Annotated in this window: 18 protein-coding genes and 5 tRNA genes; 12 read left to right on the top strand and 11 right to left on the bottom strand. The window is 70.0% G+C overall.

All coding sequences use genetic code 11. The annotated features are described in order from the left end of the window. Positions 1 to 231 precede the first annotated feature (231 nt). On the bottom strand, positions 232 to 3,360 hold the full coding sequence (locus M4V62_RS13735; RefSeq protein WP_249587540.1) for an ATP-binding protein: 3,129 nt from the start codon (positions 3,358 to 3,360) through the stop codon (positions 232 to 234). A gap of 490 nt (positions 3,361 to 3,850) precedes the next feature. Here M4V62_RS13735 and M4V62_RS13730 point away from each other — a divergent pair, with 490 nt between their 5' ends. Beyond that, the gene (locus M4V62_RS13730; protein ID WP_249587539.1) at positions 3,851 to 5,443 is read left to right on the top strand and encodes an acyl-CoA carboxylase subunit beta; all 1,593 of its coding nucleotides are present in this window, start codon (positions 3,851 to 3,853) and stop codon (positions 5,441 to 5,443) included. Between the two features lie 32 nt (positions 5,444 to 5,475). Further along, a complete protein-coding gene (locus M4V62_RS13725; RefSeq protein ID WP_249587538.1) occupies positions 5,476 to 5,673 on the top strand; it encodes an acyl-CoA carboxylase subunit epsilon in 198 nt (65 codons plus the stop codon). Between the two features lie 867 nt (positions 5,674 to 6,540). Here M4V62_RS13725 and M4V62_RS13720 read toward each other — a convergent pair. From M4V62_RS13720 to M4V62_RS13685, 8 genes are all read right to left on the bottom strand, one after another. Continuing rightward, on the bottom strand, positions 6,541 to 7,125 hold the full coding sequence (locus M4V62_RS13720; RefSeq protein ID WP_190084708.1) for a GTP-binding protein: 585 nt from the start codon (positions 7,123 to 7,125) through the stop codon (positions 6,541 to 6,543). Continuing rightward, entirely contained in the window at positions 7,106 to 7,705 is a 600-nt protein-coding gene (locus tag M4V62_RS13715) for a DUF742 domain-containing protein (RefSeq protein WP_249587537.1), read from the bottom strand. Before M4V62_RS13715 ends, M4V62_RS13720 begins: the two co-directional genes overlap by 20 nt. A 93-nt stretch (positions 7,706 to 7,798) precedes the next feature. Next, on the bottom strand, positions 7,799 to 8,212 hold the full coding sequence (locus M4V62_RS13710) for a roadblock/LC7 domain-containing protein (protein ID WP_135330751.1): 414 nt from the start codon (positions 8,210 to 8,212) through the stop codon (positions 7,799 to 7,801). 10 nt (positions 8,213 to 8,222) lie between these two features. Next, the gene (locus M4V62_RS13705; RefSeq protein ID WP_249587536.1) at positions 8,223 to 11,423 is read right to left on the bottom strand and encodes a sensor histidine kinase; all 3,201 of its coding nucleotides are present in this window, start codon (positions 11,421 to 11,423) and stop codon (positions 8,223 to 8,225) included. A gap of 340 nt (positions 11,424 to 11,763) precedes the next feature. Further along, positions 11,764 to 12,348 (bottom strand): GTP-binding protein, encoded by a 585-nt coding sequence (locus tag M4V62_RS13700; protein ID WP_249587535.1) that lies wholly within the window; start codon positions 12,346 to 12,348, stop codon positions 11,764 to 11,766. Next, a complete protein-coding gene (locus M4V62_RS13695) occupies positions 12,329 to 12,733 on the bottom strand; it encodes a DUF742 domain-containing protein (RefSeq protein ID WP_160507411.1) in 405 nt (134 codons plus the stop codon). The genes M4V62_RS13700 and M4V62_RS13695 overlap by 20 nt, the downstream gene beginning before the upstream one ends. 119 nt (positions 12,734 to 12,852) lie before the next feature. Continuing rightward, positions 12,853 to 13,272 carry a roadblock/LC7 domain-containing protein gene (locus tag M4V62_RS13690; RefSeq protein WP_098244998.1) on the bottom strand — a complete coding sequence of 140 codons (420 nt, stop codon included), beginning with the start codon at positions 13,270 to 13,272 and terminating at the stop codon, positions 12,853 to 12,855. Next, positions 13,273 to 17,154, bottom strand: coding sequence for a sensor histidine kinase (locus M4V62_RS13685; protein WP_249587534.1), 3,882 nt, complete (start codon positions 17,152 to 17,154; stop codon positions 13,273 to 13,275). A gap of 573 nt (positions 17,155 to 17,727) precedes the next feature. Between M4V62_RS13685 and M4V62_RS13680 the strand changes: the two genes are divergently transcribed. The 9 genes from M4V62_RS13680 to M4V62_RS13640 all read left to right on the top strand — a co-directional run bounded on the left by M4V62_RS13680 (position 17,728) and on the right by M4V62_RS13640 (position 21,730). After that, positions 17,728 to 17,928: a hypothetical protein gene (locus tag M4V62_RS13680; RefSeq protein ID WP_249587533.1), complete on the top strand. Its 201-nt coding sequence runs from the start codon at positions 17,728 to 17,730 to the stop codon at positions 17,926 to 17,928. 143 nt (positions 17,929 to 18,071) lie between these two features. After that, on the top strand, positions 18,072 to 18,860 hold the full coding sequence (locus M4V62_RS13675; RefSeq protein ID WP_249587532.1) for a fumarylacetoacetate hydrolase family protein: 789 nt from the start codon (positions 18,072 to 18,074) through the stop codon (positions 18,858 to 18,860). After that, positions 18,853 to 20,334, top strand: coding sequence for a glutamate--tRNA ligase (gene gltX / locus M4V62_RS13670; protein WP_249587531.1), 1,482 nt, complete (start codon positions 18,853 to 18,855; stop codon positions 20,332 to 20,334). The genes M4V62_RS13675 and gltX overlap by 8 nt, the downstream gene beginning before the upstream one ends. A gap of 69 nt (positions 20,335 to 20,403) precedes the next feature. Further along, positions 20,404 to 21,129, top strand: coding sequence for an HAD family hydrolase (locus M4V62_RS13665; RefSeq protein WP_249587530.1), 726 nt, complete (start codon positions 20,404 to 20,406; stop codon positions 21,127 to 21,129). Between the two features lie 87 nt (positions 21,130 to 21,216). Further along, positions 21,217 to 21,288 (top strand) — tRNA-Gln (locus tag M4V62_RS13660). A 21-nt stretch (positions 21,289 to 21,309) separates the two neighbouring features. Next, positions 21,310 to 21,382 (top strand) — tRNA-Glu (locus M4V62_RS13655). Between the two features lie 62 nt (positions 21,383 to 21,444). Beyond that, a tRNA-Glu gene (locus M4V62_RS13650) sits at positions 21,445 to 21,517 on the top strand. Positions 21,518 to 21,545: 28 nt separating this feature from the next. Continuing rightward, positions 21,546 to 21,617: transfer RNA gene (locus tag M4V62_RS13645), tRNA-Gln, on the top strand. A gap of 40 nt (positions 21,618 to 21,657) precedes the next feature. After that, a tRNA-Glu gene (locus M4V62_RS13640) sits at positions 21,658 to 21,730 on the top strand. A gap of 43 nt (positions 21,731 to 21,773) precedes the next feature. Here M4V62_RS13640 and M4V62_RS13635 read toward each other — a convergent pair. Beyond that, positions 21,774 to 22,448 (bottom strand): MerR family transcriptional regulator, encoded by a 675-nt coding sequence (locus tag M4V62_RS13635; RefSeq protein ID WP_249587529.1) that lies wholly within the window; start codon positions 22,446 to 22,448, stop codon positions 21,774 to 21,776. 142 nt (positions 22,449 to 22,590) lie between these two features. On the opposite strand from M4V62_RS13635, the gene M4V62_RS13630 reads away from it, so the two are divergent. Further along, positions 22,591 to 23,049: a DUF4188 domain-containing protein gene (locus M4V62_RS13630; protein ID WP_249592814.1), complete on the top strand. Its 459-nt coding sequence runs from the start codon at positions 22,591 to 22,593 to the stop codon at positions 23,047 to 23,049. A 93-nt stretch (positions 23,050 to 23,142) separates the two neighbouring features. Here M4V62_RS13630 and ndgR read toward each other — a convergent pair whose 3' ends face one another. Next, the gene (ndgR, locus tag M4V62_RS13625) at positions 23,143 to 23,859 is read right to left on the bottom strand and encodes an IclR family transcriptional regulator NdgR (protein WP_119295157.1); all 717 of its coding nucleotides are present in this window, start codon (positions 23,857 to 23,859) and stop codon (positions 23,143 to 23,145) included. Between the last annotated feature and the right edge of the window lie 100 nt (positions 23,860 to 23,959).

The following is a 23,959-nucleotide window of genomic DNA, read 5'->3' as shown; positions in this document are numbered from 1 at the left end:
GACTGCTCCTTGGGGGACGAGCTGCGGGCGGTGAGCCCGGGCTGCGAGCTATGAGGGATATCTGTTGAAGGTTCAACGAGATTCACCATAGACCTATCTCGTTCAACATTCAACCTTTGGCGGGGCATGATGCGCCGAAGGAGGGGAGAAGACACCCGTTCGGGGGCTCCCGCCCAGGCCGCAGCCCCGGCCCACGCAGCGAATCCCGCCCAGGCCGCAGCCCCGGCGGAGTCAGGACTGCCGCGCCGCGAGCACCTCGTCCAGTCGCGTCCGGAAGTCCGCCATGCGCTCTTCGGTCTCGGGCAGGGCAGCCACCAGCTCCCGCATCGCCATGGCCGCGTCACGCAGCAGCCTGACGCTGGTGCCGCGCCGCAGGAACTCTTCGAAGGGCCGCCACGCGTCCACCCACTCACCGGCGGTGCACGCGCACAGGAAGAGATTTCCGGTGCCTGTCGCGGCATGGTTCTCGTCGTCCGACGCGGTGTCGGCCTCGTAGAGCGCGACGGCCTCCGCCAGCACCTGGGACCAACGAGCCTTGCCGGTCGCCCGCAGCGCCAGGGCCTTCAGATAGCGGGGCAGCCCCTCCGCCCCGTCCAGCCAGGCGGCCTTGCCTGCGTCCGACAGCGCTTCCTGGAAGCGGCCCATGAGCAGGAACGTCCTCGCCCGCCCGGTGAGGAGGTCCGCGCTTGCCGAGTCGGAGCGGAGCGCCAGGGTGTAGTCGGCGATGGCCTCCTCGGGGCGTCCCAGCTGTTTGCGGATGTCGGCGCGCAGACCGAGAGCGTCGGCGTGCCGGTTGTAGGTGTGCAGATAGACGTCGCAGTCGGCCTCGGCGTCGTCCAGACGCCCGGTGTAGGCCAGCACTCTCCCGCGCGCCAGGAAGGCATCGAGCTGGCCGCTCGTACGGTTGATCCCGGCGTTCAGATCCCGCAGGGACGCCGTGTAGTTCTCCAGCTGAGCGTGGACCGCTCCCCGGGTGAGCAGGGCCTGCCCGAAGTCCGGCACGTGCTCCAGGACGTGGTCCAGGTCGCGCAGCGCCTCGTCGTGGCGGTCCGCGAGGAAGTGCTCCTGGGCCCGTCTCACGCGCATCATGTGCAGTTCGGGGTTGCCGGCTATGACGTCGTCCCGGCCCGAGGCCACGCGCCCGGCGAGGCCCACGAGCGAGGGGCTCCGCACCCCGTCCAGCGCGGTCCGCACCTCCGGCGCGAACTTCTTCTCCAGTACGTCGAGGGCGGCCTTCGCGTCGTCCACGCGCCCGTCCTGCGCTGCCAGGATCGCGGTGCTGAGCTCGTCCGGTATTTCTTCGGAGGATCCCCGCAGCAGGACGACGAGCTCGTCGAGGGTCCGATGGACGTCCCCGTCCATGGCCTGCAGCAGCAGCCGGCCCATCGCGGTGTCGATGTGGTCGGCGTCGAGTTCGGTGGCGCGGGCCATGTCTCTGCGGGCCTCGTCATGACGGGCGACGTGCAGATGCAGCATGGCGCGGCTGACCAGGGGCGAAGGCTCGTCCGGGCAGAGCTCCACCGCGCGGTCGGCGTCCGCCATGGCCTGTGCGGAGCGGCCCGCGAGCTGGTGCACCTCACTGCGCCCCCGGTAGGCGCGCTCCCACTCGGGGGTGAGGGCGACGGCCGCGTCGTAATCGGCCAGCGCCCGGTCCAGAGTGCCGACGATCACCCACCGCTTGGCGCGCAGGGTGTAGGCCAGGGCCTTCGTCCCGGTGTCCAGCTCGGCCCGCCCCAGCAGGACGTTCAGCGCCCCGCCGTCGTCCGCCGCTTCCCCCTCCAGGGTGCCGAGCAGTCGCTTCGCCAGGTCCCGTACCGCGCGGGCGTCCGCGTCGTCGCCTGCCGCGCCCACCATCAGCACCCAGCGGCGGAACTCGCTGTCCGCAGTGACGTACGCGTGCACCAGAGCGCGCACGGCCGCGACCAGACCGGCTCGTTCGTCCCCGCACAACCGGTGGTACGTCGCCTGCAGGTGGAGGTCCCGCCACTGCTGGCTCCTCCAGCGTTCCTCCTCGGTCTTGCCGTCGTTGTCCTCCAACTGCGCCTGCCAGCCCGCGAACGCGTCGGCCAGGTTGCCGTGCTGCGCCTGCCACCGGCTGGGCGACTGGATGCGCTGCAGCCGCAGCATCGCGGTGCGCACGACGTCGTGGTAGCGGCAGCGCCCGCTGCTGTCCTGCACGAAGGGCAGGGTGCGCAGCCAGTCGAACAGCTCGGCGCCCTCCGCCCCCACCACGGTCCGGCAGATGTCCTCGTTCAGCTCCTGGGGCAGCGCGCACGCAAGGGCGACGCCCCGGCGCACCGGATCGGTCTCCCACTTCAGGAACCGCTCCACGGCGGTGCCGCTCGGGTCGCCGACCTCCTCACCGCTCGCGGGGCGGCCGTCGGCGAGCATCGAGACCAGGACGGGCAGCCGCCGGGAAAGGTGCAGCACCACCTCCATCACGCGCTCGTCGTCGACGCCCTTCGCCGCCAGGAGCTGTCGCGCCTCGGCCTCGGTGAAGATGTCCAGCGGCAGGTCGGTGATGAAGGCGAGCTGGTCACCCCAGCAGCGGGTCTCCAGGCGGCCCTGACCGGCGAGCACGACGATGACGTTCGCTGCCAGCTCCCCGTACCGGTCGCTGAACAGCGTGTCGCGCAGCCAGACGTCCAGGGTGGGGCCTGTCCGCTCGTACGCGTCGAAGAAGATCGTGACCCAACTGACCTTCTCCGCCGCCTTGTTGATGTGCTTCAGGAAGACCGGTGCGAGCGTCTGGAGCGGCTGGAGCAAGAGCTGGGCGTCCGACTGGTTGCGGAGCCGGCCATTCGCCCAGGCCTGTCGGATGCGGTCCGGCATCATGGCCGCCTGGCTGGGGTCGATCGCCCCGGCCACCGGTCCGAGGCCCGGCACCGCTCCGAGCGTGCCGAGCAGGACCTGTGCGGTGACCGTACTGGCCGCGGAGGGCTGTGCCTGTCCCGGGTCCGCCGCACCTTCCGGGCCGGACTCCGCCGAGGCCGCGACCTGCGCCTCGTGCTGCCGGTCGCGATAGTTCTTCAGTAGATCGTCGAGGCCGCTCATCGACACGCCCTGGTGCGTGAGCTGCGCGCTGATCGTCTCCATGGCCTCGGCCACGCCGGTGGCCGTCTCGTCGACCCGTGCGGTGACGGCCCGCTGTTCTCTGGCCGCCGCTTCCCACTGGCTGATCAGCGTCGACTTGCCCACCCCGGCCGGGCCGCGCACGTGGAAGAGGAACTGCGCAGCGTCCTCGGGCGCCCGTGCCAAGTTCTCCCGGAACAACTCCAGTTCGTGTCCTCGTCCCACGAAGCTGTCCCGGCGCTGCCGTCGCACCAGCTCCAGCCGGGACGGCTGGCTCCGTCCGCTCACCCGTGCCTCCCCCTGACAGGCCGACCCGTTCCGCACCCCATGTTGCCGCAGTGCCGCCGCCCCTGTCCCGCTCCCGTTGCGGGAGTTGACGACCGCCTCTGGCCCCGGAGACTCCGCGGACGCCGGGAGGGCGGCAGGACCGGCCCCACGGCGCGTGGATCGCGAAGTGTTCCAGGGTCGCCTGAAGCTCCCGGCCGCGGTGCGGTCCTGTCCGACCGCGTCGAGCACGTCGGTGATCCGGGCGAACGCGGGGGAGCGAAGTCCTGGTCGCTCTCCCAGGGCCAGGGCCAGGGCCAGGGCACGGGGGACCGCATGGTGTGAGGTGTCTCTCACCTGACCCTTTGTGGAATCCCTACAGCGTGATGGCCCTCTGAGCAGTCACTTCGGACTCACTGGAGTGAGCTTCTGTTCGGGGGTGCCAGGAAAACGGGCCGGAGACTGTTCAGAGTCGACGGTCCGTTTCTGTAGGCCCACTTCGTAAGGTCACTACATGACCGTTTTGGACGACACCGCTTCTCCCCAGGGCGAGCCCACCGACGCGCGTGGGCGTGTGGCCGAGCTGCACGCGATCCGTGCCGAGGCGCTGCGCGGCCCGAGCGAGAAGGCGACGAAGGCCCAGCACGCCAAGGGCAAGCTGACCGCACGTGAGCGGATCGAGCTGCTTCTGGACGCGGGTTCGTTCCAGGAGGTCGAGCAGCTGCGCCGGCATCGGGCGACCGGGTTCGGCCTGGAGGCCAAGAAGCCGTACACCGACGGTGTCATCACCGGGTGGGGCACGGTCGAGGGCCGGACGGTCTTCGTCTACGCGCACGACTTCCGCATCTTCGGCGGCGCGCTCGGCGAGGCGCACGCCACGAAGATCCACAAGATCATGGACATGGCCATCGCGGCCGGTGCCCCGCTGGTCTCCCTGAACGACGGCGCCGGCGCCCGTATCCAGGAGGGCGTCTCCGCGCTCGCCGGGTACGGCGGCATCTTCCAGCGCAACACCAAGGCCTCGGGCGTGATCCCGCAGATCTCGGTGATGCTGGGCCCGTGCGCGGGTGGCGCGGCCTACAGCCCGGCCCTCACCGACTTCGTGTTCATGGTCCGCGAGACCTCGCAGATGTTCATCACGGGACCGGACGTGGTGCGTGCGGTGACCGGCGAGGAGATCTCCCAGAACGGCCTGGGCGGCGCGGACGTGCACGCCGAGACCTCGGGCGTCGCGCACTTCGCGTACGACGACGAGGAAACCTGCCTCGCCGAGGTCCGCTACCTCATCGCGATGCTGCCCTCGAACAACCGCGAGAACCCGCCCACCCACGAGTCGGACGACCCGGCGGACCGTCGCTCGGACGTCCTGCTCGACCTGGTCCCGGCGGACGGCAACCGTCCGTACGACATGGCCAAGGTCATCGAGGAGCTCGTCGACGACGGCGACTTCCTGGAGGTCCACGAGCGCTGGGCCCGCAACATCATCTGCGCCCTGGCCCGCCTGGACGGCAAGGTGGTCGGCATCGTCGCCAACCAGCCGCAGTCCCTGGCCGGGGTCCTGGACATCGAGGCCTCCGAGAAGGCTGCCCGCTTCGTCCAGATGTGCGACGCTTTCAATATCCCGATCGTGACGCTGCTCGACGTTCCCGGCTTCCTGCCGGGTGTCGACCAGGAGCACGGCGGGATCATCCGGCACGGCGCGAAGCTCCTGTACGCGTACTGCAACGCCACCGTGCCGCGGATCTCGCTGATCCTGCGCAAGGCCTACGGCGGCGCGTACATCGTCATGGACAGCCAGTCCATCGGCGCCGACCTGACCTACGCCTGGCCGACCAACGAGATCGCGGTGATGGGCGCCGAAGGTGCCGCCAACGTCATCTTCCGCCGTCAGATCGCGGCCGCCGAGGACCCCGAGGCGATGCGTGCGCGCATGGTCAAGGAGTACAAGGCCGAGCTGATGCACCCCTACTACGCCGCCGAGCGAGGCCTGGTCGACGACGTGATCGACCCCGCCGCCACGCGTGAGGTGCTGATCAGCTCCCTCGCGATGCTCCGCAACAAGCATGCTGACCTGCCGTCGCGCAAGCACGGCAACCCCCCGCAGTAATCCTGCAGTAGCCCACAAGGAGAACGCTGCACATGACTACGCCTGACATCCGCGTCGAGAAGGGCCACGCCGAGCCCGAGGAGGTCGCCGCCATCACGGCGATCCTGCTCGCCCGTAGCGCTGCTGCCACCGCGCAGGCGCCCGCGCCCCGTCGTGGCCGTGACAAGGCCGGCTGGCGCCGCCTGGAGCGCTCGCCCGGCTTCCGCGCCCCGCACAGCTGGCAGGGCTAGCCCCGCCGCCCCACGCACCCAGCAGGGCCCCGCACCGACTCCCGGTGCGGGGCCCTGCCGTGTTCCCCGGCTGCAGGCCGCCTCACCTTCAACCCCGCCGCTTCGCGGCGAATCCTCCCCACCCACCCACCCGATCACCCCGCGGCTGACCGGAAAGCCCGTCCACCCAGGGGCGAATCCTTCCCGCCCGATCACCCCGCGGCGCAACCCCGCGGTTGACCGGAAAGCCCGTCCGCCCAGGGGCGAATCCTTCCCGCCCGATCACCCCGCGGCGCAACCCCGCGGTTGACCGGAAAGCCCGTCCGCCCAGGGGCGAATCCTTCCCGCCCGATCACCCCGCGGCGCAACCCCGCGGTTGACCGGAGAGCCCGCCCGCCCAGGGGCGGATCCTTCCCGCCCACCCGCGCGCCCGATCACCCTGCGGCGTAATCACGTGGCCGACGGGAGAGCCCGTCCGTCCAGGGGCGGATCCTTCCCGCCCGCCCGATCACCCTGCGGCGCAATCACGTGGCTGACCGGAGAGCCCGCCCGCCCAGGGGCGGATGCAGGGTAATCGGGCGGGTGGGTGGGAGAGGCCCGTTCGTTCAGGGGCGGATGCGGGGTGATCGGGCGGGTGGGTGGGAGAGGTCTGTTCGTTCAGGGGTGGACGCAGGGCAAACGGGCGGGTGGGTGGGAGAGGCTCGTTCGGCCAGGGGCGGATGCGGGGAGCCCCGCCCCGCAGCACCGCCCAGGCCCCCCGCCCCGCAGCGCCGCCCAGGCCACCCCCGCCCCGCAGCACCGCCCAGCCCCGCCCCCCGCCCCGCCAAAGGCGATGGGCCCCGCACCCACCTGAGGGTGCGAGGCCCATCCACGTACAGGCAAGGACCGCTAACGCAGCCGAGCCATCAACGCATGCTCCACGAGCGTGATCAGCCCGCTCTTCGCGTCCGCGCGATGCCGCGCGTCCGTCGTGATGATGGGGGTGTCCGGGCCGATCTGCAGCGCCTCGCGGACCTCGTCCGGCGTGTACGGCTGGTGGCCGTCGAATCCGTTGAGGGCGATGACGAAGGGCAGGCCGCTGTTCTCGAAGTAGTCGACGGCCGGAAAGCAGTCGGCGAGACGGCGGGTGTCGACCAGGACCACCGCGCCGATCGCGCCCCGGACCAAGTCGTCCCACATGAACCAGAAGCGGTCCTGTCCCGGCGTACCGAAGAGGTACAGGATCAGGTCCTGGTCCAGGGTGATGCGGCCGAAGTCCATGGCCACCGTGGTGGTGGTCTTGTCCCCGGTGTGTGTGAGGTCGTCGATGCCCGCGGACGCGGACGTCATGACGGCCTCGGTGCGCAGCGGGTTGATCTCAGAGACCGCTCCGACGAACGTGGTCTTGCCCACGCCGAAGCCGCCCGCCACCACGATTTTCGCGGAAGTGGTGGAGCGGGCTGTTGCTCCGCCGCTAGAGCTTGCGAAGTCCACTGAGCACCCTTTCGAGCAGTGTCACGTCTGGCTGGCCGCCGGCGGACTCGTCGCCGCCCGGCTGATGGATGGCGACAAGTCCGGCCTCCGCCAGGTCGGCTACGAGGATCCGGGCGACGCCGAGGGGAATGGTGAGAAGTGCCGAGATCTCAGCGACTGACTTGATCTCGCGGCACAGATTGCAGATCCGCTGATGCTCGGGCAACTGGCCCTGCAACTGGTGCGGTTGGGCGGTGGTGTGCACCAGCGCCTCGATGGCGAGCTGGTAGCGGGGCCTGGTGCGGCCGCCCGTCATGGCGTAGGGGCGCACCAGGGGGTTGCTCGCAGAACCTGCGGGCGCCGCTTCCGGGGCGCGTCGCTGTGGTTGCACTGGCTGGATCCTGGGGGTGTGAGGCTGCTCGTACGGGCTCTGGCGGGGGCCCGGCTGCTGCGGCTGCTGATAGGGCCTGCGGTGCTGGCTGGGCGCGGAGGGGAAGTTGTAACGGTTCGGCGCCCCGTCGTGCGGCCCCTGGCCCTGGCCGTGACCAGGCGACCAGTTGGCCGATGACGAACCGTCCGGGGGTGTTCCTGAACCTGCCACGTACTCCTCCTCCGACTGTGCCGGGCACCATCATTCTGGAGCCGCGTCCCGAAACCTTACGGCCACGGGACGCGAAAACGCACCGTACGTCTACTAGTTGAGAAGGCTCCCCTGCAGCTCCGCACGCAGGTCGGGCGTGAGTACGGTGCCGGCGCGGTCGACAAGAAGCGCCATCTCGTACCCAATGAGACCGATGTCCGCATCCGGGTGGGCGAGGACGGCCAGCGAGGAGCCGTCGGAGATGGACATAAGGAAGAGAAATCCTCGCTCCATCTCCACAACGGTCTGGGTCACGGAACCGCCCTCGAAGATCCGGGAGGCCCCGGCGGTGAGGGAGGTCAGACCGGATGCGACGGCCGCGAGCTGGTCGGCCCGGTCGCGGGGGAAGCCTTCGGACATCGCCAGAAGGAGTCCGTCGGCGGAGACCACCACCGTGTGGGACACCCCAGGGGTGTTGTCCACGAAGTTGGTGATCAACCAGTTCAGGTTCTGCGCCGCCTGGCTCATCGGGCTCACACTAACGCTCCTGGTTGTAGGTGCTGTCAGGACCACTGTGCTGATTCCTAGTGGCCTGGCCATTCGTGGTGTCACTGCCTGCGCTGCGTCCTCGCTGGACGCCGCGGCGCAGGTTGCTCAGCCGACCCCGGACGTCCTCGGGGTCGCGGGAGACCTGGGGGCCGCCCTGTGGGGTCTGTTCCGCCGTGCCCTCGACCAGATTGGCCTTGGGCACCCGCTTCGGGAGACCGGACGGGGTGACGCCACCCGCCTTGGGCTCCTTCAGCGACTCGGCGCGATGCCAGCGGTCGTCGTTGGACGTACGCCAGCTGCTGTCGTCGTTGTTTCCGAACGCGTCGCCGGTCGGGGCCGCCGCCGGAGCGCTGCCGTTGCCGGCCGCACCCGTGGAGCCGCGGCGCGGAAGACCCGCGGCGGTCGTGTCGTGGACCGCGGACGGGGCCGGTCCGGGACGCTCGAAGCCTACGCGCTCGGCGCCGTTCGCGGGAGCCGCCGGACCAGATTCCGGTTCCGGAGAGTACTCGGCCTGATACGCGCCCGAGTTGTTCTCGTATCCGTCACGCGAGGGCCAGTCGTCCTGGTGGGAGCGGTCGGGGTAGGCCACGAAGGGCTCGGAGACGGCACCCGCACGAGCGGCGTGATCGTCGTGACCGGCCTCCGTATAGGGGGCGTCCTGGTAGCCGTCCTGCGCCGGGTAGTACGCGTCGTCGTACGCCGGTTGCGCGACCTGGCCCTGGCCCTGGCTGTACTCGTCGTACGCCGGCGCCTGCTGGTCGTACGAGGGGTCGTAGCCGCCCTGCTGGTCGTATCCCTGCTGCGCGTCCACCTCGTCGCGGAAGAGCGGACGGCCGTCGGCGGACTGCGCCTGCGCCTCCAGAGCGGCACGCCGCTCCTCGCGCATCAGCGAGCGGCCCACCGGGTCGAGCTCCTGGGCGTCGACGCCGTCGCCGTTGTAGCGGCTGTCGTCGAAGCCCAGCTCGGCCGCCGTACGCATCGGCTGGTGGTTGAAGGCCGGCTGCTCCGGGGCGTGCTGCTCCGGCATGATCGAGGAGACCGTGAACTCGGACTCGGGCAGCTGGTTCTCGCCGCCGCCACCGTGCGTGATCCCGTCCGGGAGCATGACGAGCGAGGTCGTGCCCGCCTGCTCGCCCGAGGGGCGCAGCTGGACGCGGATGCCGTGCCGGTCGGAGAGGCGGCCGACCACGAACAGGCCCATGCGCTGGGAGATCGCGGCGTCCACCGTCGGCGGGTTGGCCAGCTTGTGGTTGATGTCCGCGAAGTCCTCGGCGGTGAGGCCGATGCCCTTGTCGTGGATCTCGACCATGATGCGGCCGTCGGGCAGCCGGGTCGCGGTGACGCGGACCTTGGTCTGCGGCGAGGAGAACGTGGTGGCGTTCTCCAGGAGCTCGGCGAGCAGGTGCACGAGGTCGGTCACGGCGAGGCCGTGGATCTCGGCCTCCGGGACACCCGAGAGCTCGACGCGCTCGTACTGCTCCACCTCGGAGGAGGCGGCGCGCAGGACGTCGACCAGCGGGACCGGCTGGTCCCAGCGGCGTCCCGGCTCCTCGCCGGAGAGGACCAGGAGGTTCTCGCCGTTGCGTCGCATACGGGTCGCCAGGTGGTCCAGGCGGAAGAGGCTCTCCAGCTGGTCCGGGTCGGCCTCGTTGTTCTCCAGGTCGGTGATGAGGGTCAGCTGGCCCTCGATCAGGGACTGGTTGCGGCGCGAGAGGTTGGTGAAGATCGCGTTGATGTTGCCACGGAGCAGCGCCTGCTCGGCGGCGAGCCGCACGGCCTCGCGGTGCACCTGGTCGAAGGCGCGGGCGACCTCGCCGATCTCGTCCGTGGAGGAGATCGGGATCGGCTGTACGCGGGTGTCGACGCGGCCGGGGTCGGTGCGCGAGAGCTGGTCGACCAGCATCGGCAGGCGCTGCTCGGCGATGCCGAAGGCGGCCGTGCGCAGCTGGCGCATCGCGCGGCTCATCTGGCGGGCCATCATCCCGGCCAGGATGAAGGCGGCGAGCAGCGCGATCACGACGATGGCGCCGGTGATGTAGGCGTTGCGCTGGGCGTCGGCGGCGATGTCCGACGCCTCGCTCACGGCCTTGTCGGCCAGGTCGGACTCGATGGTGCGGTACGCGTCGAACTTGGCGGAGGTGGTGGCCCACCAGGCCTCGGGGGTGACGCCCTTGCCGGCGAGGGCGACCCGGGCGCTGGGCTGCGTGCTCTGCAGCTGCGCCATGGCCGCGACCATCGCCTCGGACGACGGCGGCGGGACGAACGTCTCGCCCTTGGCCTTGGCGGCGGCAGCGGCCTGCTTGGCCTGCTTCTCGCCGTCGGCCTTCAGCTGCTTCTTCGCGGCCTCGAGCTTGGCGACGTCCGAGGGGGTGCCACCGCCCGTGTACTCCTCGATGGCGATGCCTTCGAGGTAGGCGTACGAGGAGAGCGCGACGCGCTGCTTGGCGAGGCTGGTGGCGGTGGGGCCGGGCTTGACGAGCAGGTGCGTGCCGAGGGAGCGCTGCAGGGAGAGCGCGGCCTTGGTCAGCGAGATCGCGTAGACGGTGCGGCCGTAGCTGGTGATGTTTCCGGTGCCCAGACCGAGTTCGTTGGCGAACTCCATCAGGGGGTGCTGGATGGCGACGTAGCCCTCTTCGGTCTGCGCGCCGGAGAGCTTGGAGGTGTAGGCGGCCTGCCGCAGGGACTGCAGACCCGGCTCCACCTTGTGGAAGCCTTCGAGGCGGCGCTTGAGGCCTTCCTTCTGCGGCATGTCCTCGGCGGCGGCGTCGAACTCGTTCGCGGCCTTGTCGGTGGCCTTGCGGGCCTTCACAACGACCGGGTCGTTCTTCTTGCCGCGCAGCAGCGGAGCGGCGGAGAGGTCACGCTCTTCGATGAGGCGGTTGCCGTAGTTCAGGGAGGCCTGCACGAGGCGGGCGGTGCTCTCGGCGTCCTGGGCTTCGTTCCAGGTGTCGATCGAGCCCTTGACCTGGAATCCGCCCATGACGAGGCCGACGAGCACGGGTATGAGGAGGATCGCGTTCAGGCGGGTCGGCACGCGCCAGTTGCGCGGGGACATTCTGCCGCCGGTGGGCGCCGGCGGCTCCATGCCCTGCACATCGGTGGGGGACGCCGCTGTGCGCGGCGGCGGGGTGAAGTTGCCCCGCGTGTCCCGCGTATGCGGCGGTGCGGGGCTCGTCTTGCTTCGCCTCACTCGACCAACAACCTCTCGGCGGCGGGACCTACACCGGTCCCGCTGTCGTCTCCAAGGCCCGTGCTACTGGGCAGTTCAGCGCATTCCAGCACGTCAGGGGGTCCTCTACCAAACAGTGAGAAGCGCTGGTTCCGAGTGGTGTAAGCCTCAGATAAAACGGTCAAATAGAGCGAGCCCCGCCAAAAGGCGGGGCTCTTGTGCGCACAGCGAGACCGGACGACCGCGACGCGTGGCGGCGCCCGGTCAATTCTCTGTCGAAACGTTATGAACAGAGCGGTCATCCGTGTCAAAGGACACAGACCGCTCTGTGGAATCTACGGCAACTGCCGTATGGCCTCGTCTACTTGAGTCGTGCCATCAACGCATGCTCGACCAGCGTGATCAGGCCACTCTTTGCGTCCGCACGGTGTCGCGCGTCCGTCGTGATGATCGGTGTGTTGGGACCGATCTGGAGAGCTTCACGCACCTCGTCCGGCGTGTACGGCTGGTGGCCGTCGAATCCGTTGAGGGCGATGACGAAGGGCAGGCCGCTGTTCTCGAAGTAGTCGACGGCCGGAAAGCAGTCGGCGAGACGGCGGGTGTCGACCAGGACCACGGCGCCGATGGCGCCGCGCACGAGGTCGTCCCACATGAACCAGAAGCGGTCCTGACCGGGCGTACCGAAGAGGTACAGGATCAGGTCCTGGTCCAGGGTGATGCGGCCGAAGTCCATGGCCACCGTGGTGGTGGTCTTGTCCCCGGTGTGGGTGAGGTCGTCGATGCCCGCGGACGCGGACGTCATGACGGCCTCGGTGCGCAGCGGGTTGATCTCGGAGACGGCGCCGACAAACGTGGTCTTGCCGACGCCGAAGCCGCCCGCCACCACGATCTTCGCGCTGGTGGTGGAGCGAGCTGTCGCTCCGCTGCTAGAGCTTGCGAAGTCCACTGAGCACCCTTTCGAGCAGTGTCACGTCAGGCTGACCGCCGGCGTTCTCGTCGCCGCCGGGCTGGTGAATGGCGACGAGCCCGGCCTCCGCCAGGTCGGCCACGAGGATCCGGGCCACGCCGAGGGGCATGGAGAGCAGCGCCGACACCTCGGCCACCGACTTGACCTCGCGGCACAGGTGGCAGATGCGCTGGTGCTCCGGGAGCAGCCCCATCAGCTGCGCCGGGTCGGCCGTCGTGCTCACCAGCGCCTCTATCGCGAGCTGGTAGCGGGGCCTGGTCCGGCCGCCGGTCATCGCGTAAGGACGCACCAGCGGCTGGTCGCCTTCATAGCCGTACGACGCCTGAGAGCCGTACGGATCGTGAGAGGCGTTGGGCGGGGTCATGGATCCTCCGGGCGGGACAGCAGGTGGTCTGCGTGCCGTCTGATAGAGCCGGTGGGGGGCACCAGGTTGGCCGGACGGTGGTCAGTACGTTCGGTCGGTGGGGCGGCCGATGGAGAGAGCTAGTGCAGCAGGCTGCCCTGCAGTTCGGCGCGGAGGTCCGGGGTGAGGACGGCGCCCGCGCGGTCGACGAGCAGCGCCATCTCGTATCCGACGAGGCCGATGTCGCACTCGGGGTGCGCGAGCACGGCCAGGGACGAACCGTCGGAGACCGACATGAGGAAGAGGAACCCCCGCTCCATCTCCACCACGGTCTGGGTGACGGCGCCGCCCTCGAAGATCCGGGAGGCCCCGGCGGTGAGGGAGGTCAGACCCGACGCCACCGCGGCCAGCTGGTCGGCGCGGTCACGCGGGAAGCCCTCGGACATCGCCAGAAGGAGGCCGTCGGCGGAGACCACGACGGTGTGGGACACCCCGGGGGTGTTGTCCACGAAGTTCGTGATCAACCAGTTCAGATTCTGTGCCGCCTGGCTCGGACTCAACTAACGCTCCTGCTGGTGAGTGGGGAAGCTGCCGGTCTGGCCGGTACCGGCCTGGCGACCCTGCTGGATGCCCCGACGGAGATTCGTCAGCCGGCCGCGTACCTCTTCGGGCGCACGCGAGACCTGCGGACCTGTGCTGTCCTGCTGCTGCTGTGCGGTGCCCGCGACGAGGTTGGCTCGCGGGACACGGCGCGGCAGGCCGGACGTGGTGACGCCACCGGCGGACGGCTGCCGGACGCGCTCGGCCTGTCGGCCCAGCTCGTCGTTGGGGGAGGTGCGCCAGGATGCGGCGCTGCCGTTCGTGACGTTGCCGAAGTTGTTGCCGTTGCCGCCGCCGGTTCCGTTGGACGCGGGGGCGGGCGCTGCGGCCGGGCGCTGGGGCGCGGCCGGGTTCTGCGGCTGCTGTCCCTGCGGACGCTGTCCCTGGGGCCGCGAGGGGAGCGGCGACGAGGGCTGCGGGCGCTGCGGACGCTGGGGCTGCTGTGGCTCGGGCGCACCGGGCGCGGGGGAGCGGTCGCCGCCCTGCGGACCCTGCTGTCCTTGCTGCTGCTGTTGCTGCTGGAACCAGTTGGTCTCCAGCGTGTCGAACAGCGGGGTGCGGCCGTCGCCGGGACCGGCGGGCGGCAGGCCTTCCGGCTGCGCGGGCTGCTGGGGCTGTACGGGCTGCTGCTGCACCGGAGGCACCGGCGGGATGCCGAGCTGGCCGCCCTGGCTCTGGCCTGGGCCCTGGCCCTGACCACGCCGGGGCGCGTCGCCCGCGTCACGGCCATCGCGCTGCTGCGGCGCACCGGCGCCGGGCGCCCCGCCGTTGTAGCCGGGGGCGCTGGTGCCGGGACGCTGGAACTGACCCGTGCCGGTCGAGGTGTCCTGGCCGCCGAAGACATCCGGGCGGACGAACTGGCCGGTGCCCTGCTGGCCCTGACCTTGACCCTGGCCCTGGTTCTGGCCCTGACCGCCCTGCTGGCCCGTGTTCTGCGGCGAACCCGTGCCGGGCGGCGGCCCGTTGAAGTCGGGCCGCGCGAACTCGGCGGTCGAGCCGGGGCCCTGCGAGGGGGAGCCGGCCGCGGGGTGCGGGAACTGTCCGGTGGACTCCGGCTCCTCGTGCCCGCGCGGGGTGTCGAAGGGCTCGCGCGAGACCTGCGGCTGCGCGTTCTCGTCGCTCCAACTGGGCACGCGCGGCTGCGGGTTGCCCCCGGGAAGCTCGGCACGCGGACCACCGCGCGGCGGCAGCTGCGGCCTGCGTCCCTGGTCCCCGGCGTTGTTCGCGGAGGGGTTCGCGGGCGCGGCCGGGTTCACCGGATTCGTACGCTGCTGAGGTACGGGAGGCTGCGGCGCGGAGGCCTGGCCGCGGCCACCGCCCTGGCCGCCCCCGAAGAGGCTGCCACCGGAACCGCCCGGGGCACCCGCGCCCTGTCCGGGCGGCCCCTGCCGGGGAGGCTGCTGACCGGAAGGACCTGCGGGAGTGGACGGCGAACCGGTCCGCGAACCCGCGTCACGCGCGGGAAGCGCGGCCCGCGGCCCCGTACCCGTCACCTGACCGCGCGGCGGACCCGCGCCGAGCCGGCCCGCGGAACCCGCGGGACCCGCCGAGCCGGGCGCACCGTTGCCGCCGCCGTTGCCGGCACCGACTCCACGGCGCGCGGCCGCGGCACCCGCGGACGCCTGCGCGGCGACGGGGCCACCGCCCTGGCCGGGAGCGGGCGCACCGGGCTTGCTCGGCGCCTTCTTGCCGCCCTGGGCGACATCGATGGGCAGCATGACGAGCGCGGTGGTGCCGCCGGAGTCCGAGGGACGGAGCTGGATGCGGATGCCGTGGCGCTGCGACAGACGGCCGACCACGAACAGACCCATGCGGCGCGAGACCGAGACGTCCACGGTGGGCGGCGACGCGAGCCGCTCGTTGATCGCGGCGAGGTCCTCGGGGGAGAGGCCGATGCCCGTGTCGTGGATCTCGATGAGCACTCGGCCGTCGGGCAGCGCGTGACCGGTGACCTTGACCTTGGTCTGCGGCGAGGAGAACGACGTCGCGTTCTCCAGGAGCTCGGCGAGCAGGTGCACGAGGTCGTTGACCACGCGTCCGGCGACCTCGGTCGTCGGGACCGCGGACAGCTCGATGCGCTCGTACTGCTCCACCTCGGACGCGGCGGCACGCAGCACGTCGACGAGCGGGACGGGCCGGGTCCAGCGGCGGCCGGGCTCTTCACCGGCGAGAACGAGGAGGTTCTCGCCGTTACGGCGCATGCGGGTCGCGAGGTGGTCGAGCTTGAAGAGCGAGGAGAGCTGGTCGGGGTCGGCCTCGCGCGACTCCAGCTCGGAGATGAGCGAGAGCTGGCGCTGGATAAGACCCTGGGAGCGGCGCGAGAGGTTGGTGAACATCGCGTTGACGTTGCCTCGCAGCAACGCCTGCTCGGCGGCGAGGCGGACCGCCTCGCGGTGCACGTCGTCGAAGGCCGCGGCCACCTGGCCGATCTCGTCCCGGGAGTGCACACCGACGGACTCGACGGAGGTGTCGACGTCCTGCGGGTCGGCCTCGGAGAGCTGCTTGACGAGCTCGGGCAGGCGGTCCTGGGCGACCTTGGTCGCGGTGTCCTGGAGACGCCGCAGCGAGCGGATCATGGACCGGGCCACGACGAAGGCGCCGACGAGCGAGACACCGAGGACGAGCAGGATCAGCGCACCGTTGAGGATGGCGGCCTGCTCGGACTCGTTGCGCAGCTCGCGGGCCTTCTGCTCCATCTCGTTGAGCAGCGTGAGCTCGATCTTGGTCATCGCGTCGATCTTGGTGGTGTCGGCGTCCACCCAGTCCTTGTACGAGCGCTTGTCCTGGAGCTTGATGCCGCCCTCCTGCTCAAGCACGCGCTTGGCATAGGAGTCGGCGCCCTTGATGGACGAGTTGCCGCCGTCGATGGGCTTGGTCAGCTCGTCGGGGTTGCCCGCGTAGATGCCCTTGAAGGAATCGAGCTCGGAGTTCTCCTTGTCGAGCGCGGAGAAGCCGTAGCGCCGGTCGGTCTCTGAGATCTTGCCGAACGTGCTGTCGCCCGCGGGGAGCGAGGCGGCGATCACGGCGCGCTGCACCGAGGCGTACTCCTTGGCGGAGGAGAAGGCCGTCAGGGCGCGGGTGCGCTGGATCATGTCCGGGTTGCTGGTCGCCTGCGCCATGTCCGAGGACAGGGTGAGCAGCTGCTCGATGAGCTGGCTGTAGGCGTCCACCGTCTGAGAGGTGGAGTTCGCGTCCTCGTAGGCGTCCTTGCGGACCCTGTTGATCTGCTGGAGCTGCTGGGTGATCTCGACGGTGTTGGCCCGGACGCCGAGGAGGCCCTTGTCGCCGTCGGTGTTGTCGAGGTCCTGCGTCTCCTGCAGGAAGCGGTTGTACGCGCGGTCGGTCTTCTGCCGGGCGCCCTTGACCACGTAGTCCGACGCGTTCGCGCCGTGCGCGAGGGGGCCTGCCGAGCGGTCGCGCTCCTCCTGGAGCGCGGTGGCCAGCTCGGTGGCCCGCTTGGTCATGTCCGTCAGCAGCTTCATGTTGTTGAGCTGCTGGATCTCGTCCATGGACTCGTTGATGCGCAGCGCGCCGAGGGACGTCGCGGTGATCACGGGGAGCGCGAGCAGCGAGACCAGACGGGTGGAGATGCGCCAGTTGCGCAGGGCTATTCGCGAGCCGGGTCCTGTGGGCGACTTCACCGTGCCGGTCGAGCCGCCCGGGTTCGCGGTGGATGCGGGCAGACTCCCGCCACCGGATCCGCGCACGGTCCCGAGACCGTTGTCGCCGGACGGTACCTGCCCGGGGTTCTGGGCGTGCTGGGGCGAGGAGCCGCGGTCGGTCCCGCCGCGCTCCGGCTCTGCCGCAGCGCTGCTGCCATCCCTCTTGAAACGTCCCTGCACTAGCGTCGCAACCTCTGGACCAGGCGTCCCTCCGCACAAACGGCGGGACGGTGTCGGCGTCGTGGGGCGCAGAACGCCCCATGGTGGTCGTGAGTGACCGGCGCTGCTCCCCTTTCCCGCCGCCACTCGGCGCTGCGTTGCGCCCCTGCGCGCCGGTTCGATCCCGCGGCGGTCCCGGGAATTCCAGCACAGTGCAGGATCTCCAACAAGGCCCGTGTGTCGCGCCGCGACCTCCGTGACACGGTGTGAGTGGCGCGTCACGAGACGTAGAAAGTGATCCCGGGCAAACCGGGCGATTAGCCCCAGTAGGCCCGCGAGCAAGGGGTGTCCCAGTCTTCATGATCGGGAGCGGAATGATGGCTTCAGTGAGGCAATGTCCGATTCCAACAAGGTCTCCACGAGCCTGAATTGACCCATTTGCCCGCTCGCTCGTGAGCAAACTCACATCAAGATCAAGGCCTCATCCGGGCTTTGGCCGGGAATTGGATGTTTAGCCTGACGCTTTACAGGGATGGCGAATCCGACAACCCGCGTCCACGACACGACGCTCAACTGACAGGGCCTGAAGAGCAGATGAAGACTGTGAAGTCGGCGATGTTCCACAACATAGCCAACCCCCGCCGCACCACCCTCGCGCACCTCACGGACGCCGACGAGGTCCAGCGGGCTGCCGACCAGCCGGAGCACGCAGTCGAACTGCCGACGGTGACGGCCAACCCCAAGCGCACGATCCTGATGGACGCGCCGGAGGAATTCAGCCCGTCGGGCGTCTGAGGGATCCACCCCCTCCGGCGTTCGGGGACGAACGCGCGGCGCGATCGACGGCGGCCGGAGCCACGGGAGCACGGGAGGCCTGGCGGCACACGGCCGCGTTAGCCTGGGGTGTCAGTCTCTCCCTCCAGCAAAGGGCACCGCTCTTGCGCATCGCCAGGTTCTCCATCGACGGCAACGTCGCCTTCGGCGCGGTCGAGGGCGAAAGTCCCCCCGGAACGACCGACGGTCTCGTCCTCGACATCATCAAGGGCATCCCGTTCGCGGACTTCGAGCTCTCCGGCACGAAGGTCCCGCTGAGCAAGGTCAGGCTGCTGCCGCCGGTGCTCCCCAACAAGGTCGTGGGCATCGGCCGCAACTACGCGGACCACGCGAAGGAACTCGGCAACGAGGTCCCCGACACCCCCGTCGCCTTCTTCAAGCCCTCCACCTCGGTGATCGGCCCGGGCGACGCCATCGCGTACCCCTCCTTCTCGCAGGAGGTGCACTACGAGGCCGAGCTGGCCGTGGTCATCGGCCGCATGTGCCGCGAGGTCCCGCGCGAGCGCGCCCGTGACGTCATCCTCGGCTACACCTGCGCGAACGACGTCACCGCGCGTGACGTGCAGAAGCGCGAGAACCAGTGGGCCAGGGCCAAGGGCTTCGACAGCTCCTGCCCGCTCGGCCCCTGGGTGGAGACCGAGCTCGACCCCTCCGACCTCACCATCCAGTGCACGGTCAACGGCGAACAGCGCCAGCTGGGGCGTACGGCCGAGATGGTCCGCTCCATCGAGGACCTGATCGTGCACATCTCCGAGGCCATGACGCTGCTCCCGGGCGACGTCATCCTCACGGGCACCCCGGCAGGCGTCGGGCCCCTCAACGTCGGCGACGAGGTCGCCGTCACCATCGAAGGCATCGGCACTCTCACCAACAAGGTGATCAAGCGTGGCTAACGCGACAAACGTCCGCGTACGTTTCTGTCCCTCGCCGACCGGCAACCCCCACGTGGGCCTGGTCCGCACCGCTCTCTTCAACTGGGCCTACGCCCGGCACAACGAGGGCTCCCTGGTCTTCCGCATCGAGGACACCGACGCGGCTCGCGACTCGGAGGAGTCGTACGAGCAGCTGCTCGAGGCGATGCGCTGGCTGGGCTTCGACTGGGACGAGGGCCCCGAGGTCGGCGGCCCGCACGCGCCGTACCGCCAGTCGCAGCGCATGGACATCTACCAGGACGTCGCCGCCAAGCTCCTGGACGCCGGGCGCGCGTACTACTGCTACTGCTCCACGGAGGAGCTGGACGCCCGCCGCGAGGCCGCCCGCGCCGCCGGCAAGCCGTCCGGCTACGACGGCCACTGCCGCGACCTGACCGCCGAGCAGCGTGCCGCGTACGACACGGAGGGCCGCAAGCCCATCGTGCGCTTCCGCATGCCCGACGAGGCGATCACGTTCACGGACCTGGTCCGCGGCGAGATCACCGTCCAGCCGGAGAACCTCCCGGACTACGGCATCGTCCGCGCCAACGGAGCACCGCTCTACACCCTGGTGAACCCGGTCGACGACGCCCTGATGGAGATCACCCACGTCCTGCGCGGCGAGGACCTGCTCTCCTCGACCCCGCGCCAGATCGCCCTCTACAAGGCGCTCGCCGAGCTGGGCATCGCCAAGGAGACCCCGGCCTTCGGCCACCTCCCGTACGTCATGGGCGAGGGCAACAAGAAGCTGAGCAAGCGCGACCCCCAGGCCTCGCTCAACCTCTACCGCGAGCGCGGCTTCCTCCCCGAGGGCCTCCTGAACTACCTGTCCCTCCTGGGCTGGTCGTTCTCCGCGGACCAGGACGTCTTCTCGATCGAGGACATGGTCGCCAAGTTCGACCTGGCGGACGTGAACGCCAACCCGGCCCGCTTCGACCTGAAGAAGGCCGAGGCGATCAACGCCGACCACATCCGCATGCTGGACGTGAAGGCGTTCGCGACGGCCTGCGAGCCGTGGCTGAAGGCCCCGCACGCCAACTGGGCCCCCGAGGCCTTCGACCAGGCGGCCTGGGAGGCCATCGCCCCCCACGCGCAGACCCGCATCAAGGTCCTCTCCGAGATCACGGAGAACGTGGACTTCCTCTTCCTCGACGAGCCCGTCGAGGACGAGGCGTCCTGGACCAAGGCCATGGGCAAGGGCGACCCGGCCGCCCTCCTGACGACGGCCCGCGCCAAGCTCGACGCCGCCGACTGGACGTCCCCCGAGTCCCTCAAGGAGGCCGTCCTGGCCGCCGGTGAGGAGCACGGCCTGAAGCTCGGCAAGGCCCAGGCCCCGGTCCGCGTCGCCGTCACGGGCCGCACGGTCGGCCTGCCCCTCTTCGAGTCCCTGGAGATCCTGGGCAAGGAGAAGTCGCTGTCCCGCATCGACGCGACGCTGGCGAAGCTGGCCGCGTAGGCACGCGCATACAGAAAGAAGGGCCCGGAAGCCTCCACGGCTCCCGGGCCCTTCGCGTACGTTCGAGACATGACGATCAAAGCCGTGGTCTGGGACGTCGACGACACGATCTTCGACTACGCGCACGCCGACACCACCGGCATGCACGCCCACCTCACCGCCGAAGGCCTCATCGAGCGGTACGAGACCGCCGAGCGCGCACTCGTGCTGTGGAAAGAGGTCACCGAGCGCCACTGGGCACGCTTCAGCGCCGGAGGGATCGAGTTCGAGGCCCAGCGCCGCGATCGCGTACGCGAGTTCCTGGACGCCGTCATGACCGACCAGGAGGCGGACGCCTGGTTCGCGCGTTACCTCGGTCACTACGAATCCGCCTGGACCCTCTTCCCGGACACGGTCCCCACCCTGGACGCCCTCGCCGGCGAGTACCGCCAGGCGGTCCTCTCGAACTCCGCCCTGGTCGTCCAGGAGCGCAAGTTGAGCGTGCTCGGCGTGCGCGACCGCTTCGAAGCCGTCCTGTGTGCCGCCGAACTCGGCGTCTCCAAGCCCGCGCCCGAGGCCTTCCTCGCGGTGTGCGCGGCGATGGGGCTGCGGCCCGAGGAGATCGCCTACGTAGGGGACCAGCCGGAGATCGACGCCAGGGGTGCCCGTGACGCCGGGCTTCTCGGGATCTGGCTCGACCGCAACAGCGCGTCCCAGGAAGGCCCGTCGGGGGTGCACCGCATTACGCGTCTCGCCGAGCTGCCCGCGCTGCTCCGCTCCGATACCCGTTTTGGAGCGCCGTCCACCTTCGGGTAATGTTCTTCCTGCGCCGCCCGAGAAGGCCGAAAGGTCCGATCAGGAAGCGCAAGTCGATCAAAACTCCCGCAAGGGGTTGCGTATCGATGGCCTATGGTGTAATTGGCAGCACGACGGTTTCTGGTTCCGTTAGTCTAGGTTCGAGTCCTGGTAGGCCAGCTCGCAGAGCTTATCTGCAACGCCCCCGTTGTGTAGCGGCCTAGCACGCCGCCCTCTCAAGGCGGTAGCGCCGGTTCGAATCCGGTCGGGGGTACAGATCCTTCCCATGGAAGCAGTCCGGGTCGCACCCACTGCAGCCGATGCAGGATCGCTAGGGCCCCCGTTGTGTAGCGGCCTAGCACGCCGCCCTCTCAAGGCGGTAGCGCCGGTTCGAATCCGGTCGGGGGTACGCAGGGTCTAGCTGGTCTAGACCACAGTGGGCTATGGTGTAATTGGCAACACGACGGTTTCTGGTTCCGTTGTTCTAGGTTCGAGTCCTGGTAGCCCAGCGCAGTACAGCAGGACAGAGTAGTAGCGCAGGACAAGCTAGCCCCCGTTGTGTAGCGGCCTAGCACGCCGCCCTCTCAAGGCGGTAGCGCCGGTTCGAATCCGGTCGGGGGTACGCGAATGGACAAGGGGCCTTCCCGCAAGGGAGGGCCCCTTCGTCATTCCTCCGGCGTTTTCGGTCCGCCCGAACTCTTCGGTCCGTAGCGGCGGTTGGACTCCTCGGCCTGGGCGAGCCTGCGCAGGCTCAGGAGGACCGGCTCGTACAGCACGGTGAGGGCGATCGCCGCCTCCAGCTGCTCGTCGGGCGATTCATAACGCTCCACCAAGTCCAGGTCGCTGACGGCCAGTTGACCGGCCGAGCGCGCGTAGGGCGCCAAGTCCTCGACGGCGCACGGATATCCGAGCCGGGCCAGTGTCGCGACCGCGGTCACGAGCATTCCGTACGCCGGTGAATCGGGCCCGTAGCCCTGGCCGTACTGCCAGCCGAGCCGTTCGAGCAGGGCGTCCACCGTGTGGCGGGCCGTCTGCGTCGCCGGATCGTCGGCGGCGGGTTCGGGGCCGTGGGGGAGCGCCCAGACCGCCACGCCCAGGCGGGAGTTGTGGTCCAGGGAGTCGTCCTCCAGGGCGGTGAGCACCTCCCGGGCGGAGGCGATCGGCACCCGGCCCACCTGGATGAGCGCCCGGACCAGGCGCAGCCGCTGCAGGTGCTTCTCGTCGTACTCGGCCTGCGTCGCGCTCACGCGGCGGCCCGGCGGGAGCAGCCCTTCGCGCAGGTAGTACTTGATCGTGGCCGTCGAGACCCCGCTGCGCGTGCTGAGCTCCGCCAGTCTCATCGGCTCGTTTCTCCTGTTTCCCTCTTGCGCATCCACTTGGTGAGTGGCACTATCCAATCATGGATAGCGGAACTATCCAACGCTGTCCTGAACGCTCTCTGAAGGGGGAACCATCGTGAGCACCAAGCCGATCGAAGGGCGCATGACCGCCGATGCGCGGGGCGGCGTCACCGTCTTCACCATCGGGATGCGCATCAACAACTTCCGCGCCGTGCGCAGCTGGTGGCCCGTCTTCCGTGCGATGCCGCGGATGCTCAAGGAGCTGTCCGTGGACCGGGGGATCGGCATGCTGGGCTATCAGCTGCTGCTCGGCGCTCCGCGCGTGCTGTACGTGGTGCAGTACTGGGAGTCGCCGGAGAAGCTGCTCGCCTACGCGTCCGATCAGGGCAAGGAGCACCGGCCCGCCTGGGCCGCCTTCAACCGGCGGATGCGGGAAGGCAAGGGGAAGGTCGGCTTCTGGCACGAGACGTATGCCGTGCCGGCCGGGGCCCATGAGGCGGTGTACGTGAACATGCCGGAGTTCGGCCTCGGCAAGGCCATCGGTGTGGTGCCGGTCGGCCACCGGGGGGACAGGGCCGCCGACCGGCTCAAGGCGGCCTGAGGGCGGACAGGAAAAACGCCCGAGGGGTCGCCGCGGCGTTGAGGCGGCCCCTCGGGCGTTCTGTGTGCTGTCCGTGGGTGGTGCGGTGCGGGGTCAGCCCGTGCGGCGAAGTGCCTCGGACAGGCGCCCGGCGGCGTCGATGATGGCCTGGGCGTGCATCCGGCCCGGGTGGCGCGTGAGGCGCTCGATCGGCCCGGAGACCGAGACGGCGGCGACCACGCGGTTCGAGGGGCCGCGCACGGGGGCGGAGACGGACGCGACGCCCGGCTCCCGCTCGCCGATCGACTGGGCCCAGCCCCGGCGGCGTACGCCCGAAAGGGCCGTCGCCGTGAAGCGGGCGCCCTGGAGGCCGCGGTGCAGGCGCTCCGGCTCTTCCCAGGCCATCAGGATCTGCGCGGACGAGCCGGCTTTCATCGTGAGCGTCGAGCCGACCGGGACCGTGTCCCGCAGGCCCGAGAGGCGCTCGGCCGCGGCGACGCAGATACGCATGTCGCCCTGGCGGCGATAGAGCTGCGCGCTCTCGCCCGTCACGTCACGCAGGTGCGTGAGGACCGGGCCCGCCGTGGCGAGCAGGCGGTCCTCGCCGGCCGCCGCCGCGAGTTCCGACAGGCGCGGGCCGAGAATGAAACGGCCCTGCATGTCGCGCGCCACCATCCGGTGGTGTTCCAGTGCCACGGCGAGGCGATGTGCCGTGGGTCGTGCGAGTCCGGTGGCCGCGACCAGCCCCGCGAGGGTGGCCGGACCGGACTCCAGGGCGCTCAAGACGAGAGCCGCCTTGTCGAGAACGCCGACGCCGCTAGAGTTGTCCATGCGTCGATACTCGCGTCTCACTCTGTGAAACGCAAGTTCAATTTTCCATGGAACACGTCACCCTGTACGTGCGATCCGCGGACCAACGGAAAGCGGTCCA

Origin of the sequence: Streptomyces durmitorensis (genome assembly GCF_023498005.1) — a bacterium.
Taxonomy (GTDB): Bacteria; Actinomycetota; Actinomycetes; order Streptomycetales; family Streptomycetaceae; genus Streptomyces; species Streptomyces durmitorensis.
Note: the sequence above shows the minus strand (reverse complement) of the source record. Positions and strands in the feature narration are given on the sequence as shown.

What these genes read in the sequence shown, in the direction of transcription:
- M4V62_RS13695 (WP_160507411.1), bottom strand. Translation starts at nt 12,733, where the DNA reads ATGACCCCGCCCAACGCCTCTCACGATCCGTACGGCTCTCAGGCGTCG.
- M4V62_RS13665 (WP_249587530.1), top strand. Translation starts at nt 20,404, where the DNA reads ATGACGATCAAAGCCGTGGTCTGGGACGTCGACGACACGATCTTCGAC.
- M4V62_RS13635 (WP_249587529.1), bottom strand. Translation starts at nt 22,448, where the DNA reads ATGAGACTGGCGGAGCTCAGCACGCGCAGCGGGGTCTCGACGGCCACG.
- M4V62_RS13730 (WP_249587539.1), top strand. Translation starts at nt 3,851, where the DNA reads ATGACCGTTTTGGACGACACCGCTTCTCCCCAGGGCGAGCCCACCGAC.
- ndgR (WP_119295157.1), bottom strand. Translation starts at nt 23,859, where the DNA reads ATGGACAACTCTAGCGGCGTCGGCGTTCTCGACAAGGCGGCTCTCGTC.
- M4V62_RS13680 (WP_249587533.1), top strand. Translation starts at nt 17,728, where the DNA reads ATGAAGACTGTGAAGTCGGCGATGTTCCACAACATAGCCAACCCCCGC.
- M4V62_RS13630 (WP_249592814.1), top strand. Translation starts at nt 22,591, where the DNA reads ATGACCGCCGATGCGCGGGGCGGCGTCACCGTCTTCACCATCGGGATG.
- M4V62_RS13710 (WP_135330751.1), bottom strand. Translation starts at nt 8,212, where the DNA reads ATGAGCCAGGCGGCGCAGAACCTGAACTGGTTGATCACCAACTTCGTG.
- M4V62_RS13725 (WP_249587538.1), top strand. Translation starts at nt 5,476, where the DNA reads ATGACTACGCCTGACATCCGCGTCGAGAAGGGCCACGCCGAGCCCGAG.